The following is a 13615-nucleotide window of genomic DNA, read 5'->3' as shown; positions in this document are numbered from 1 at the left end:
CGGGTGGGATCCTCGCGTAGCTCGGCATAGGCCGGGCCCACTTCATTGTGGAGCCGGGAATCGAGTGCATCTTCGCGGTTGAGCAGTTCACGGATCCTGTTAGTTACAGCGGTGCTGTGGCTGGCGTACGCGCCTGATGCCACACGCTGATCCAGCTCAGCAGCCAGGCTGTCCGGAACGGTGATGGTCGCCGTCCTGCCCACCGGGGCTTCTTCCGTTGTTGTTCCGAATCTATGCGTACATTGCGATGCGCAACAGGATGCTTGTGGGGCCGCGTCGTGACCTGTGGCTGTAGGGGTGCGGGGCGGTGGCGGTGGTGCGCGGCGTTGTCGGCTCGCGGCGTGTGGCGGTGTGCGGCGTCGGTGGTGTGTGGCGGGAAGTTGGCGTTGGCCGGGGCGGGCGTTGTCGGCAGTGGTGATCGTGCCCGCGGCGCCGTCTGCTACGCCCCTTTCCCGTTAACAACGCTACTTAACGGCCTGCTGAAGGGCTGGGAGGTATACAGCAGGCCGTTAACTGGCGTTGTTAACCCCGAACCGGCGTAGCAGACGACTTCGGGGTCGGGCTAGGACGGGCCGGACGGGCTGGGTCGGGCTGGGACGGGCCAGACGGGCTGGGACGGGCCAGACGGGCTGGGACGGGCCGGACGGAGGCAGCCCCGCCCCATGAGACGCTTTACGGCCGCGCCCCACGCCCCGGCTATCGTGGAGCCATGCGCGTGTACAACTTCTCCGCAGGCCCCGCACAACTGCCCCTGCCCGTGCTCGAGCAGGCCGCCGCCGAGCTCACCGACTGGCAGGGCTCCGGCATGAGCGTGCTGGAGGTCTCCCACCGCGGGAAGGACTTCGTCGCCTGCGCCGCCGACGCCGAGGCCGCCTTCCGCCGCGTCGCCGGCGTCCCGGAGGGCTACCGCGTCCTCTTCCTCGCCGGCGGCGCCACCGGCCAGTTCTCCGCGATCCCCATGAACCTGGCCGCCCGCGGCGCCACCGCCGCCTACCTCAACACCGGCCAGTGGTCCAAGAAGGCCATCAAGGAGGCCGGCCGCCAGGGCGTGGACGTGCGCGTCGTCGCCGACGAGGCCGCCTCCGCCTACACCACCACCCCCGAGCCCGGCTCCTTCACCGTCCCCGCTGACGCCGCCTACCTGCACTACACGCCCAACGAGACCATCGGCGGCGTCGAGTTCCCCTACATCCCTGACGCCGGCGACGTCCCCTTGGTGGCCGACTTCTCCTCCACTTACCTCTCCCGCCCCATCGACGTCGAGCGCTTCGGCGTCATCTACGGCGGCGCTCAGAAGAACCTCGGGCCGGCGGGCCTGGCGATCGTCGTCGTGCGCGAGGACCTGCTCCGCCGCGCCCGCGAGGACGTGCCCGCGATCTGGGACTGGAAGGTCATGGCGGAGGCCGACTCCATGCTCAACACCCCGCCCACCTTCTCCATCTACCTGCTCGGGCTGATCCTGCACTGGATCGAGTCCACCGGCGGCCTGGAGGCCATGGGCGAGCGCAACCGCGCCAAGGCCGAGCGCCTGTACGCCGCCATCGACGCCTCGGACTTCTACAACAACCCCGTTCAGGCCCGCTCCCGCTCCTGGATGAACATCCCCTTCACCCTGGCCGACCCCGCCCTCGACGCCGAGTTCCTCGCTGGCGCCGACGCCGCCGGCCTGACCAACCTCAAGGGCCACCGCAGCGTCGGCGGCATGCGCGCCTCCATCTACAACGCCATGCCCGCCGACGGCATCACCGCCCTGATCGACTACATGACCGAGTTCGAGCGCACCCGCGCCTGACGGCGCCGCCGGAAGCTCAGCAGAACCCAGGAGAAGGTACAGCCATGACCAAGCAGTTCCGCATCCAGACCCTCAACGCCATTTCCGGCGCCGGCCTGTCCCGCTTCCCCGACGACCGCTACGACGTCGGCGGCAATGTCACCGAGCCCCACGCCCTGCTGGTGCGCTCGGCCAAGCTGCACGACGTGCCGATCCCCGACTCGGTGATGGCGATCGCCCGCGCCGGCGCCGGCACCAACAACATCCCCGTCGCCGCCATGACCGAGCGCGGCATCCCGGTGTTCAACACCCCCGGTGCCAACGCCAACGCCGTCAAGGAGCTGGTTCTCGCCGGCCTGTTCATCGCCTCCCGCAACCTCATCCCGGCCGCCCGCTTCGCCCACGAGCTCACCGGTGACGACGCCGAGATCGCCCGCGCCGTCGAAGCCGGCAAGAAGCAGTTCGTCGGCTTCGAGCTGCCCGGCCGCACCCTGGGCGTGATCGGCCTGGGTGCCGTCGGCGTACAGGTCGCCAATGCTGCGCTCGGGCTGGGCCTGAACGTGGTCGGCTTCGACCCCGGCATCAGCGTGGAGCACGCCTGGCACCTGAGCGCCGAGGTGGAGCGCGCCGAATCCATGGAGGAGGTGTTCCGCCGCGCCGACATCCTGACCGTGCACGTCCCGCTGATCGAGTCCACCCGCGGCCTGGTCTCCACTCAGCGCATCGCCATCATGAAGGAGACGGCGGTGCTGCTGAACTTCGCACGCGCTGAGATCGTGGATGAGGCAGCGGTCGTCTCCGCCCTGGACGAGGGCACCCTGGGCGGCTACGTGTGCGACTTCCCCTCCACCGCCGTGCACAAGCACCCCAAGTGCATCTCGCTGCCCCACCTGGGCGCCTCCACCAAGGAGGCCGAGCGCAACTGCGCCGTCATGGCCGTGGATGAGCTGCGCGGCTTCCTTGAGGACGGCCAGGTTCACAACTCGGTCAACTTCCCCGAGGCGGTGCTGCCGCGCGAGCCCGGCACCCGCCGCCTGGTGATCGTCAACCAGAACGTGCCCAACATGGTCGGCCAGGTCTCCACCCTGGTGGCCGAGCGCGGCCAGAACATCGCTAACCTCCTTAACCGCTCCCGCGGTGACCTCGCTGTCACGCTCGTGGACGTCGAGGGCGAGCTCGGTGAGGACGTGCTCGACCAGCTGCGCGCCATTGACGGCGTGCTGTCCGCCCGCGCCATCGAGCCCGCCGCCTGAGGCGTCGGCGGTGCCCCCGCTCGGCTTGAGCGGGGGCACTTGCGTTCTGCAACGTGGCTGCGCCTGGCAACGCCACCGGGAAAAGTGTCCATCTCTCCACACTTTCACCAGTCACGCAACCGCGGGGCTAATGGATACCGGCTCTGACCTGGGCAAATGCCGGGGAGCTGACGTTGTGCGGTGGATGAAGAGCGCAAAGTGGCGAGAGATGGACACTTCTACCGTCTGTGAGCCGCGCCTGCCCGGTGATTTCCACTGGAACCGGCCCTTCCGCTCCGCACCCATCTGATCTACTATTTAGTAACTACTAGATAAGCGGCGACGGCGCCGCGCAGGAGGGCACAATGACGCAGCACTCGGACCGGCTCATCTTCGGAGCCGCCTACTACGACGAGTACACCCCCGCCGCCGCGGGCCCCGAACGGCTCGAACGCGACATGCAGATGATGGTGGAGGCGGGCTTCACCACGATCCGCATCGCCGAGTTCACCTGGGGCACCTGGAACCCCGCCCCCGGCGTCTTCGACTTCACCCACATCGACCGCGCCCTCGACGCCGCGCAGCGCCACGGCCTGGACGTCATCATCGGCACCCCCACCGCCGCCATCCCCACCTGGCTGGCCTCCCGCCACCCCGAGGTCCTCGGTGTCACCGCCGCCGGCCCCAACAAGTACGGGCCGCGCCAGAACATGAACATCCTCGCCCCCGCCTACCGCCACTACGCCGAGGCCGCCATCCGCGCCCTGGTAGAGCACACCGCGCCGCGCCCGCATGTGGTCGGCTTCCAACTGGACAACGAGACCAAGTACTACGACGCCGCCAACGCCGACATCCAGCGCGCCTTCGTCGACCACCTCAAGCAGCGCTTCGGCGCCGGGCAGGAGGGCCTCAACGCTCTGAACTCGGCGTTCGGCCTGAACTACTGGTCCAACCGCGTGAACGCCTGGGAGGACTTCCCCGACGTCACCGGCACCATCAACGGCTCCCTGGCGGCCGCCTTCGACGCCTTCCGCCGCGGCCTGGTCACCGACTTCCTCGCCTGGCAGCGCGCCATCGTAGATGAGTACCGCCGTGAGGACCAGTTCGTCACCCAGAACTTCGACTACGAGTGGCGCGGCTACTCCTTCGGCATCCAGCCCGCCGTCGACCACTTCCGGGCCGCCGACGCCGTCACCCTGGCCGGCGTCGACATCTACCACCCCGGCGAGGACCAGCTCACCGGCAGGGAGATCGGCTTCGGCGGCGACATCTCCCGCTCCCTGAAGGACGGCGACCCCTACCTGGTGATCGAGACGCAGGCTCAGGGGCAGATGGGCTGGCTGCCCTACCCCGGCCAGCTGCGCCTGCAGGCATACTCCCACCTCGCCTCCGGCGCCTGCGGCGTCATGTACTGGCACTGGGGCTCCATCCACAACTCCTTCGAGACCTACTGGAAGGGCCTGCTCAGCCAGGACTACACGCCCAACCCCACCTACCGGGAGGCCGTCACGATCGGCCGCGAACTGGCCGAGCATGCCGAATCCCTCACCGGCCTGCGTAAGCACAACCGGATCGCCATCATGGTCTCCAACGAGGCCTACACCGCCCTGGAGTGGTTCAGCCTCGAGGCCGGCTTCCCCCGCCAGTACGCCGGCGGCGGCGCCAACTACAACGACGTCTTCCGCTGGCTCTACGACGCCCTGTTCGACCTGAACCTGGAGGTCGACGTCGTCCCCGCCGACGCCCCCGTCGAGCGCCTGGGCCGCTACGCCGTACTGGTCGCGCCCGCCCTGTACGTCACCCCCCAGGCCACCACCGACGCCCTACGCGCCTATGTGGCCGGCGGCGGCCACCTGGTCACCACCTTCCGCGCCGGCGTCGCCGACGAGAACCTGCAGGTCTTCACCGACCGCCAGCCCCATGGCCTGTCCGGCCTGCTGGGCCTGGGCACCGACCAGTTCACCCGCCCCGACGGCGTCGCCCTGCGCCCGGTGGGAGCGCTCGCCGCGGCCCTGGACGACGGCGTCGCGGTCGGCCCGACAGATCCGGCAGAGCTGGCCGCCTCCACCTTCATGGAGCTGCTCACCCCCGTCGACGCCGACGCCCGCGAGGGCGACGCCGAGGTGGAGGTGCTCGCCACCTACGACCACCACGCCTGGTCCGGGCCGGCGGTCGCCACCCGCGCCGTCGGCGCCGGCTCGATCACCCACCTGGCCACCATGACCGCTCCGGCGCTGACCCGCGCCGTGCTGCGGCTGGTGGCCGAGCGGGCGGGCGTGACCGACTGGGCGCAGGACCTGGCCGGCACCGTCACCGTGCGCCGCGGCACCAACGGCCGCGGCCGGGGGCTGAGCTACTTTCTGAACTACTCCCGCGACGCCGTCGAGATCGCCCTGCCGCAGGGCGGGGAGGACGTCCTGGGAGCCGTCGCCGCCCCGGGCGCTCGCCTGGAGGCCGGCGCCACCGTGACCATCCCCGCCTGGGGCGTCCTCGCCGTCGAGGCCTGAGCCGCCCCGGGCAAACCGCAACGAAGCACAAAACCCGCACCATTAGGAGAACCCCATGACCGACACCAGCCCCGCCAACACCCCCGCCGCCGGCTTCCAGTTCTACGCCACCACCGAGGCCGACCCCTGGTTCACCCCGGAAACGCCCGTCACCATCGAGCCGATGCAGACCTTCCCCGGCGCCTTCCTGCGCCTGGACGCACCCGCACAGGAGATCGACGGCTTCGGCGTCTGCTTCAACGAGCTCGGCTGGGTGGCGCTGTCCCGCCTGTCCGAGGCCGAGCGCAGCGAGGTGCTGCGGCAGGTCTTCGCGCCCGGCGTCGGCACCAACCTCACCGTGTGCCGCATGCCGGTGGGCGCTAACGACTTCGCCACCGACTGGTACTCCTACGACGAGGTCGACGGCGACTTCGCCCTGGAGCACTTCAGCGTCGAGCACGATGACGCCACCCTGGTGCCCTACATCCAGGCCGCAAAGGCCCACCGACCCGACCTGACCCTGTGGGCCTCCCCCTGGGGGCCGCCGTCCTGGTTCAAGCGCAATAAGCACTACGCCTGCGCCGCCCCCAACCCGATGAGCGAGCAGACCGCCTTTGACAACGGCCTGTCCCCGGACAACCAGATCGAGGAGGGCACCGACGGGCTGATTCTCACCGAGGAGGTGCTGGACGCCTACGCCCGCTACTTCGGCAAGTTCATCGACGCCTACGCCGAGCGCGGCATCGACATCTCCATGGTCATGCCGCAGAACGAGTTCAACTCCGCCCAGATCTACCCTGCCTGCACCTGGACGCCGGAGGGACTGATCGCCTTCCTGAAGCACCTGATCCCGCAGATGGAGCGGCGCGGCGTGAAGGTCTTCTTCGGCACCATGGAGCGCCCGGACGACACCATGGTGGAGAAGGTCCTGGCCGATCCGGAGGTGGGTCCGCATATCGAGGGCGTCGGCTTCCAGTGGGATGGCAAGCGGGCGGTGCCCTTCGTCCACCACAACCACCCGGAGCTGAAGATCTACCAGTCCGAGCAGGAGTGCGGCGACGGCAAGAACGACTGGCGCTACGCCCGCTACGCCTGGACGATGATGCGCCACTACTTCAACAACGGCGCCAGCGTCTACGACTACTGGAACCTGGCGCTGGACGAGGGCGGCGTCTCCCGCTGGGGCTGGAGCCAGAACTCCCTGGTGACCGTGGACCCGGCCACCGGCAAGAGTCGCTTCACCTACGAGTACTACGTGCTGCGGCACCTGTCCGGCTTCGTGCAGCCGGGCGCGCGCTTCGTGCCGACCCTGTCCTACACGGGGTATGAGAACCTGCTGGCCTTCCACAACCCCGATGGCTCGGTGGTGGTGGCCGCCCAGAATGACATGACCACCCCGCAGGAGTTCGTGGTGGGCGTGGGGAACAAGAACGTGTCCTTCACCGCCCCGGCCGACTCGCTGGTGACCGTGGTGGTGCCCGCCGAGCACGTGGAGGTGGCTGCCAAGCCGCTGGCCTGAGCCGCGCGCAGGCATTCCACGACCTTGGTGACGTTTTACGACCTTGGGGTGTGTTCCACGACCACCCCGGGGTCGTAAAACGTACCCCGGGGTCGTGCAATGCATGGGGAAGTGCTAGCGGTAGTCGTCCCAGACCGGGGAGGGGAACAGGACTGCCTCCCAGCGCGCCCACTCCTCGGTCAGAGAGATGGGCGGGCGGCGAAAGAAGCGGATCTGCGCCCCGTCCATCGCCTCGATCGCCATCTCCACCAGCGGCCGCATGGTCTCCCAGCCGCCCGCCGCCATGACCTCGGGTGGCAGCCTCCAGGTAAAGGTGGAGTAGTAGTCCCACACCTGGTCGGGCCGGTCGATGAAGCGCTCGTAGGCGGGGTGGCGCGGGTCGGTCGCCTCCACCCCCAGCGTCATGTACAGCTCCATCAGCTCCGGGCGAGCCTCGTTGAAGGCCACCAGGTAGCGGAAGTAGGCCGGCAGGCTGATGCCCTCGGGGTGGGTGGCGGCAGGGTCGCCGGAGTCGATGAAGTCCTGCGGGGTGCCCTGGCGGTCGTAGCGGTCATCCAGCAGCAGCTCCAGCAGGCCGTCCTTGGTGCCGATGTAGTGCAGCAGCCCCGCCTGGGTGATGCCGACGGCGTCGGCCACCTCCTGCAGCGACAGCCCGTTGAACCCGTGCTTGGCCACCATCTCGGTGGCGACCTCCACGATCTGCTCGCGCCGCTCGGCTGCGGTCATGCGGTGGCGTTTGGTGGAGGACGATGGCGGCATGCGCCGATCCTACTGGGCGGCCCACTGCCCCGAGAGTGGGGCAAGCGCTCCCGCAGCGCCGACGGCGCGACTACGGATTGCCGAGACTGCGCGGTTCTACAGGTGGCAGGGAGGCGGACGGCGGTCGTCTGTCGCGGACGGCGACGGCAAGGCACGGCCGGCCGGGGGACGAACACCCCGGTCGGCCGCGCTGGGTTGTGCTCAGCGCACCGAGCGGATCGCCAGGATGGAGAAGCAGCCGACGACGGCGCAGGCGATAGACACGGGGAACACCAGCGTGTACGCGCCGGTGGCGGTGACGATCGCGGAGGTGATCACCGGTCCGGACATCTGGCCCAGAGTGGTGGAGACGTTGAGGATGCCCAGGTCCTTGCCCGCAGTCTCGGGGTTGGGCAGCACGTCCACGTTCAGGGCCTGATCCACGGAGCTGTACACCGAGTAGCCGAAGCCGGCGATGAAGGCGAACAGGTAGATGCCCGTAGTGGTCGGCATAATCCAGGGCATGGCAACTCCCAGGGCGAAGCACAGGGAGGCCATGACTACCGGCACCTTGCGGCGGTGCAGGAGGTCGGAGAGCGGGCCGCCGATGAAGCCGCCGATCAGGCCGACCACGAGCGTGATGGTGGACATCAGTGTCACGGTGGCCGCGGACTGCGTGGTGGACAGGCCCAGGTAGTCCTGGATGATGTACAGCTGGTAGGCGTTGATCATCTGGTAGGACACCAGCATCGTGAAGCGGCCTATGAAGGCCTTCCAGAAGTCGGCCGCCCCGTGGATCGGCGGGATGAAGGAGACCAGCAGGTCCTTCAGAGTGCCGGCGTCTGAGGCCTCATTCACGGAGGACCGCTCGCGCGGCCACACCAGAACGGCGAAGATGCCGGCGATGCCCATCAGGATGCCGCCGAGGGTGAAGCCGGAGACGGCGGCGCCGGACTCGGAGATGAAGCGGGCACCGACGATTGCGCCGATCGGGTACCCGATGGAGGCGCCGACTCCCCAGAAGGTGGACATGGTGCCGCGGATCGTCTCGGGCACGCGGTCGGACAGCACGGCCACTGCCGGGGCGAGCATCATGTTCAGGCCCACCATGCACACGCAGTACACCAGGGTGATTAGGCCGGCGTTGGTGAGGATGCCGATGGCGAACAGGCACAGGCCGCCGAGTACGCCGCCGCTGATGACCCAGGGGCTGCGCTTTCCGAAGCGGGAGCGGGTGCGGTCGGACAGGTTGCCGAAGATGAGGTTGGAGAACAGTGACACTATGGCGGTCACCGCGGAGATGGTGCCGAGCAGGGCGGTGGGGTTGTCGACGCCGATGTCCTTCAGGCGTTGCGGCAGCAGGACTGCGGCGATGGTGTTGAGGCCGGTCGCCCAAAGCAGGGAGATGCAGAGGAAGCCGATGCCGAAGCGCACCATCGCGCTTCGTGGCAGCGGCAAGCCGGTGTCGGGTGCGAGGTTGGATGGGGTCGAGGTGTCATTCTCGGTGGCGTGCGCGGGCTGCTGTGCCATGTGCGTGGGCCCTTTCGTCGAACGGCTGTGTTCGCCAAGGCGAGTTACTTACTACTTAGTAAGTGCGACAGTGAGACTAACCGCCGGGGGATGGCCTGTCAACCCGCAAGCGCGGGCGTACGGTTCGCCCTACGCGCTGGCACACGGATGTGCCGGTGAGCCTCTGTGCGCTGAGGAGCCCGCGCGAGTCGCCGGATTTCACAGCGGACGCTAACCGTCGTCGGCGCTCGCATGGGGAAGTCTTGACCCATGCGCCTGACCGACGACCTCAAGGACCTCGCCTCCGTCCCGGCCTTCCGGACCCTGCTGGGGGTCCGCCTGGTCTCGCAGACCGGCGACGGCATGGTGCAGGCGGGCCTGGCCACCCTGTTCTTCTTTCAGCCGCAGAACATGACCAGTGCCGCGGGCGTGGCCGCGGCACTGGTGGTCATGCTGCTGCCCTTCAGCGTCGTCGGCCCCTTCACCGGGCCATTCATCGACCGCTGGCGGCGTCGGCAGACCCTCCTGTACGGCAATCTGGCGCGTGCCGGCGTGATCGCACTGACCACGCTGGCGCTGCGGGCCTGGGGCATAGGACCGGCGGTGTACGTGCTGGTGCTGGTGGCGCTGGGCATCAACCGCTTCCTGCTGTCGGTGCTGTCAGCCGGGCTCCCGCAGATCATCGACCACCGGCGGCTGCTGACCGCCAACTCGATCGTGCCCACCCTGGGCGGCGCGGCCACCGCGCTCGGCGCGGTCATCGGCTTCGTGCTGCGGCTGGCGCTGCCGGCTGGGACCGCGCAGGACACCGCCAGCCTCTTGAGCGCCATGGTGCTGTACGTGCTGGCCGCCGGGGTGGTGACCCGGCTCGGCGCGGGACAGCTCGGCCCGGATAGGCCCGCCGCCGACGGCCTCGGCGCCGCGCTCGCGGCCACCGCGGGCGATCTCGTCAACGCGGTGCGCTACCTGGTGCGCCGCGGCACCCCCGGCCTGGCACTGACCACCATGGCGCTGCACCGCTTCGTGTACGGCATGCAAGTGATCACCATGATCCTGACCGCCCGCAACCTGCTCGCCGCCCCCGAGGACGCCGACACGGGGCTCGCCATCTTCGCCACCCTGATGGGGGCCATGGTCGCCGGCCATGGCCTGGCGGTGGTGCTCACCCCCCTGGCGCATGAGCGTGTGGCGCCGTCGACCTGGATCGTCATGTGCCTGCTCGGCGGCAGCATCGGGCAGCTGCTGGTTGTGGCCACCTACCGGCAGGCCGTCATGACCGCGGGGATCTTCATCTTCGGCGTGGGTGTGCAGGGCGCCAAGATCGCCGTCGACACCATCGTCCAGGGCGACACCGCCGACGCCTACCGCGGGCGCGCCTTCTCCATCTACGACGTGCTGTTCAACACCGCCGAGTGCGTGGCGGCCGGCGCGGCCGTGCTGGTGCTGCCCGACGTCGGCTGGTCACGGGCGGTTCAGGTGACCCTGGTGGGCTTCGTGTGGTGCGTGGCGCTGGCCTACCGGACTGGTGTGCGGGCGCTGGGCGACCGGCCCCGCGAGGTGGCCGACCTGCCGGGTCTGGGGTGAGGCCCGCATAGGACAGGTCAATAGGTGCGCAGGGGTGGCCTCAACGTGACCTTTGCGAGACACTTGAGGGGTGAAGCGTGTTCTTGTGACCGGCGGCGGCGGGCACCTCGGGTTGAACCTGCTGCCGCGGCTCGCGGCAGCGGGCTGGCAGGTACGGGCCATGGGGCCGCACCCTCCGGGTTCCGACGCCGCCCCGCCAGTCGGCGTCGAGTGGGTCACCGGCTCCGTGCTGGACTCCCGGCAGCTGCATGAGGCCATGGAGGACTGCGACGCCGTGGTCCACCTCGCCGCGCGAGTCACCCTGTGGCGCCGCGACCCCGCGGCCTGGCAGCTGAACACCCGCGGCCCGGCGCTGGTGGCGGCCGAGGCCCGGCGCCGTGGCATACGCATGGTGCACTGCTCCTCAATCCACGCCCTGGACTGCTCCGCGGGTGGAGTCATCACCGAGACGACGCCACTGGCGGGTGCGGGCCGCCCGCTTTACGACCGCTCCAAGGCCGTCGGTCAGCGGGCGGTGCTGGCCGAGGCGGCGCGGGGCCTGGACGCGGTGATCTGCCTGCCCACGGGGATCATCGGCCCCGTCGATCACGGATCGCGTGTCAACTCTCTCATCCTTGCCGCGGCGCGGGGACGCCGGACGGCGACGCTTGCGGGCGGCTTCGACTGGGTGGACGTGCGGGACGTCGCCGCCGGTATCGCCGTGGCCCTTGACTGGGGCAGGTCGGGACGCTCCTACCTGCTGAGCGGCATACGCGCGCAGCTCGTGACTGTGATGTCCCTCGGAGCGGTGCTGGCCGGTCGACCTCCGCTGCGCCTGGCGCTCCCCCTGGAGTGGGCGCGGCCGCTCGCGCCCCTCGGGGAGGCGGTGGGTAGTCGGCTCGGCACCGACGTGTTCACCCCGGCCACGCTCGGCGCCCTGGCCGACAACCCAGCGGTCTCCAGTAGGCGTGCCCGCGAGGAGCTTGGTCTTCTGCCCCGGCCCCTGGCGATGACCGTGCGGGACCTGCTCAACTCGGCGGGTATTGAGACAGTCGCCTGAGCGCTGTGCGTCCGGCAGGGTCGCGCTGGCGCGCCCACTCGCATTACTCCGAGGCGCCGATGTTGAAGATCCAGCGCAGACCGAAGGGGTCGACGAGCACCCCGTTGAGGTCTCCCCAGGGCGTCTCCTCCAAGGGCTCGGCTACCTGTGCGTTCCGGGACAGGCCCTTCCAGCAGGCGATTAGGCGCTCGCGCTCCTGCCCGTTCAAGCACAGGGCGACGGCGGAGCCCACCTGCACCGGCGCCTCTGACAACGGTCGGTCCGTCGCGCGCAGCACAAAGCCGTCCGATGTGCGCAGCACGCCGTAAAGCACGTCCTGCTCGTGGCCCGGTTCGGCGGGAACCTCCCAGGCGGCGAAGGTTTCAATGTCCAGCTCTCCGCCCAGGGCTTCGCGGTAGTAGGTGAGTGCCTGGCGCGCCTGTCCGGCGAAGCTGATATAGGCACTGAGGTCGGCTTTCATCGCGATCTCCTTCTGCGACTGTATTCGGTGGCGGCCGGGACTGCGGGCAGGGCCCGCCGTCACCGGCTAGGCTCAAGTCTGAAACGAAAAACCAGACATCTTCTGTCATGGATGGGGAGGGCAGATGCGCGCGGATCGGCTGCTGCGCATGATCTGGATGCTGAGCGGGCGCACCGCGCCGACGCCGGCCGCCGAGCTCGCCGACTACCTCGAAGTCAGCGTCCGCACGGTCATGCGTGATGTCGAGGCCCTGTCAGCGGCCGGCGTCCCGGTCTACACGCAGCAGGGGCGCGGCGGCGGAGTGAGCCTGCTGCCGCACTGGCGCCCGGACCTGCTGGGGCTGGATGAGGATGAGGCCCGGGCGCTGGCCACGGTCGTCTCGCTAGCGGGCGCCGGTGCCCTGGGTCTCGACGACGCCGTCGGCCGGGCGCTCGACAAGGTTGCCGTCTCCGCGGCCGGACGGGGATCATCCGAGAGCTCGGGAGACGTGCTGTGGTTCGGATCCCGGGTGGTCATCGACCCCGAGGGGTGGTTGCCCGGCGTCGGCGGGAGACCGTGGCTTAAGAAGGCACTGGCGGCGGTCGAGCACGGACGTAGCGTTCGCTTCCGGTACACGGCGGGCGAGTCGGGCAGGATCCGCGAGGTGGTCATCCCGGCCCTGGGTCTGCTGTGTGCCGGCTCCGACTGGTACCTGGTGGGACGCTCGGAGCACGGGACCCGTTTCTTCCGCCTGGACCGCATTGACGATTTGGAGACATGCGAGGCCGACGGTGCGGAATCGTGGTCGGCCTCGGCGGGGTCGGAGGACGGGTCCGGCAAGTCGACCGGCTTCGGGAGGGTCGCAGTTGCAGGCGCCGCAGAACCTGTAGACGTCCAGTTCGATCTACTCGCCGAGTGGCATGCCGCCCGCGAGCGCTTCCGCTCCCGGTTTCATCCTCTGCCCGCGCTCCTGGAGGTGCGGCCTGCCGCCCTAGGCCGGTTGCGCAGCCTGGTGAAGGCGGAGGTGATCGAGGGTGGCGGGGAGCAGACGGATATCGCCGTCGTCGATGGCGAGACTCCTGCGTCCACGGGAGGAGACCGCCCACCCTTGCGGGCGCGCGTGGTCTTCGCCGATGTCTCCCACGCCCTGGAGGCGCTGCCCCGCCTGGCAGGGGACGTGCGCGTGCTTGAGCCGCGTGACCTGCGGGCGCGCATGCGTGGGCTGGCCGCGCGGTTGCTGGCCGATTATGCGGATCAGGATGAGGCGGAGTGAACGGTGGCACCAACCACCCCTGACA

The 13615-nt window shown here is 69.4% G+C and carries 10 protein-coding genes; 7 read left to right on the top strand and 3 right to left on the bottom strand.

Annotated elements, in window-relative coordinates:
• Positions 1-709: 709 nt before the first annotated feature.
• The 4 genes from serC (at position 710) to CWT12_RS13115 (ending at position 7008) form a co-directional block, all read left to right on the top strand.
• Positions 710-1792, top strand: a complete 1083-nt coding sequence (serC, locus tag CWT12_RS13130) for a 3-phosphoserine/phosphohydroxythreonine transaminase (RefSeq protein WP_161925173.1) — start codon at positions 710-712, stop codon at positions 1790-1792.
• Positions 1793-1836: 44 nt separating this feature from the next.
• Positions 1837-3024 carry a phosphoglycerate dehydrogenase gene (locus CWT12_RS13125; RefSeq protein WP_161925172.1) on the top strand — a complete coding sequence of 396 codons (1188 nt, stop codon included), beginning with the start codon at positions 1837-1839 and terminating at the stop codon, positions 3022-3024.
• Positions 3025-3368: 344 nt separating this feature from the next.
• Positions 3369-5510 (top strand): beta-galactosidase, encoded by a 2142-nt coding sequence (locus tag CWT12_RS13120; protein ID WP_161925171.1) that lies wholly within the window; start codon positions 3369-3371, stop codon positions 5508-5510.
• A gap of 55 nt (positions 5511-5565) precedes the next feature.
• Complete coding sequence (locus CWT12_RS13115; protein ID WP_161925170.1) at positions 5566-7008, top strand: glycoside hydrolase family 30 protein; 1443 nt, start codon at positions 5566-5568, stop codon at positions 7006-7008.
• 114 nt (positions 7009-7122) lie between these two features.
• Here the strand turns inward: CWT12_RS13115 and CWT12_RS13110 are convergent, their stop codons facing one another.
• A complete protein-coding gene (locus tag CWT12_RS13110) occupies positions 7123-7767 on the bottom strand; it encodes a TetR/AcrR family transcriptional regulator (protein ID WP_161925169.1) in 645 nt (214 codons plus the stop codon).
• 201 nt (positions 7768-7968) lie between these two features.
• On the bottom strand, positions 7969-9276 hold the full coding sequence (locus CWT12_RS13105) for an MFS transporter (protein WP_161925168.1): 1308 nt from the start codon (positions 9274-9276) through the stop codon (positions 7969-7971).
• Between the two features lie 249 nt (positions 9277-9525).
• Here CWT12_RS13105 and CWT12_RS13100 point away from each other — a divergent pair, with 249 nt between their 5' ends.
• Both CWT12_RS13100 and CWT12_RS13095 read left to right on the top strand, forming a co-directional pair.
• A complete protein-coding gene (locus CWT12_RS13100) occupies positions 9526-10839 on the top strand; it encodes an MFS transporter (protein WP_161925167.1) in 1314 nt (437 codons plus the stop codon).
• Between the two features lie 70 nt (positions 10840-10909).
• Positions 10910-11878, top strand: a complete 969-nt coding sequence (locus CWT12_RS13095) for an NAD-dependent epimerase/dehydratase family protein (RefSeq protein WP_161925166.1) — start codon at positions 10910-10912, stop codon at positions 11876-11878.
• Positions 11879-11921: 43 nt separating this feature from the next.
• On the opposite strand, the gene CWT12_RS13090 is transcribed toward CWT12_RS13095, so the two are convergent.
• A complete protein-coding gene (locus CWT12_RS13090) occupies positions 11922-12338 on the bottom strand; it encodes a VOC family protein (RefSeq protein ID WP_161925165.1) in 417 nt (138 codons plus the stop codon).
• A 124-nt stretch (positions 12339-12462) separates the two neighbouring features.
• Here CWT12_RS13090 and CWT12_RS13085 point away from each other — a divergent pair, with 124 nt between their 5' ends.
• Complete coding sequence (locus tag CWT12_RS13085) at positions 12463-13590, top strand: helix-turn-helix transcriptional regulator (RefSeq protein WP_161925164.1); 1128 nt, start codon at positions 12463-12465, stop codon at positions 13588-13590.
• The last annotated feature ends 25 nt before the right edge of the window (positions 13591-13615 follow it).

The organism is Actinomyces sp. 432 (assembly GCF_009930875.1).
Taxonomy (GTDB): Bacteria; Actinomycetota; Actinomycetes; order Actinomycetales; family Actinomycetaceae; genus Actinomyces.
Note: the sequence above shows the minus strand (reverse complement) of the source record. Positions and strands in the feature narration are given on the sequence as shown.

Bases quoted from the DNA above. Each gene is read 5' to 3' on its own strand.
- CWT12_RS13100 (WP_161925167.1), top strand. From the start codon at position 9,526: ATGCGCCTGACCGACGACCTCAAGGACCTCGCCTCCGTCCCGGCCTTC.
- serC (WP_161925173.1), top strand. From the start codon at position 710: ATGCGCGTGTACAACTTCTCCGCAGGCCCCGCACAACTGCCCCTGCCC.
- CWT12_RS13110 (WP_161925169.1), bottom strand. From the start codon at position 7,767: ATGCCGCCATCGTCCTCCACCAAACGCCACCGCATGACCGCAGCCGAG.
- CWT12_RS13120 (WP_161925171.1), top strand. From the start codon at position 3,369: ATGACGCAGCACTCGGACCGGCTCATCTTCGGAGCCGCCTACTACGAC.
- CWT12_RS13115 (WP_161925170.1), top strand. From the start codon at position 5,566: ATGACCGACACCAGCCCCGCCAACACCCCCGCCGCCGGCTTCCAGTTC.
- CWT12_RS13085 (WP_161925164.1), top strand. From the start codon at position 12,463: ATGCGCGCGGATCGGCTGCTGCGCATGATCTGGATGCTGAGCGGGCGC.
- CWT12_RS13090 (WP_161925165.1), bottom strand. From the start codon at position 12,338: ATGAAAGCCGACCTCAGTGCCTATATCAGCTTCGCCGGACAGGCGCGC.
- CWT12_RS13105 (WP_161925168.1), bottom strand. From the start codon at position 9,276: ATGGCACAGCAGCCCGCGCACGCCACCGAGAATGACACCTCGACCCCA.
- CWT12_RS13125 (WP_161925172.1), top strand. From the start codon at position 1,837: ATGACCAAGCAGTTCCGCATCCAGACCCTCAACGCCATTTCCGGCGCC.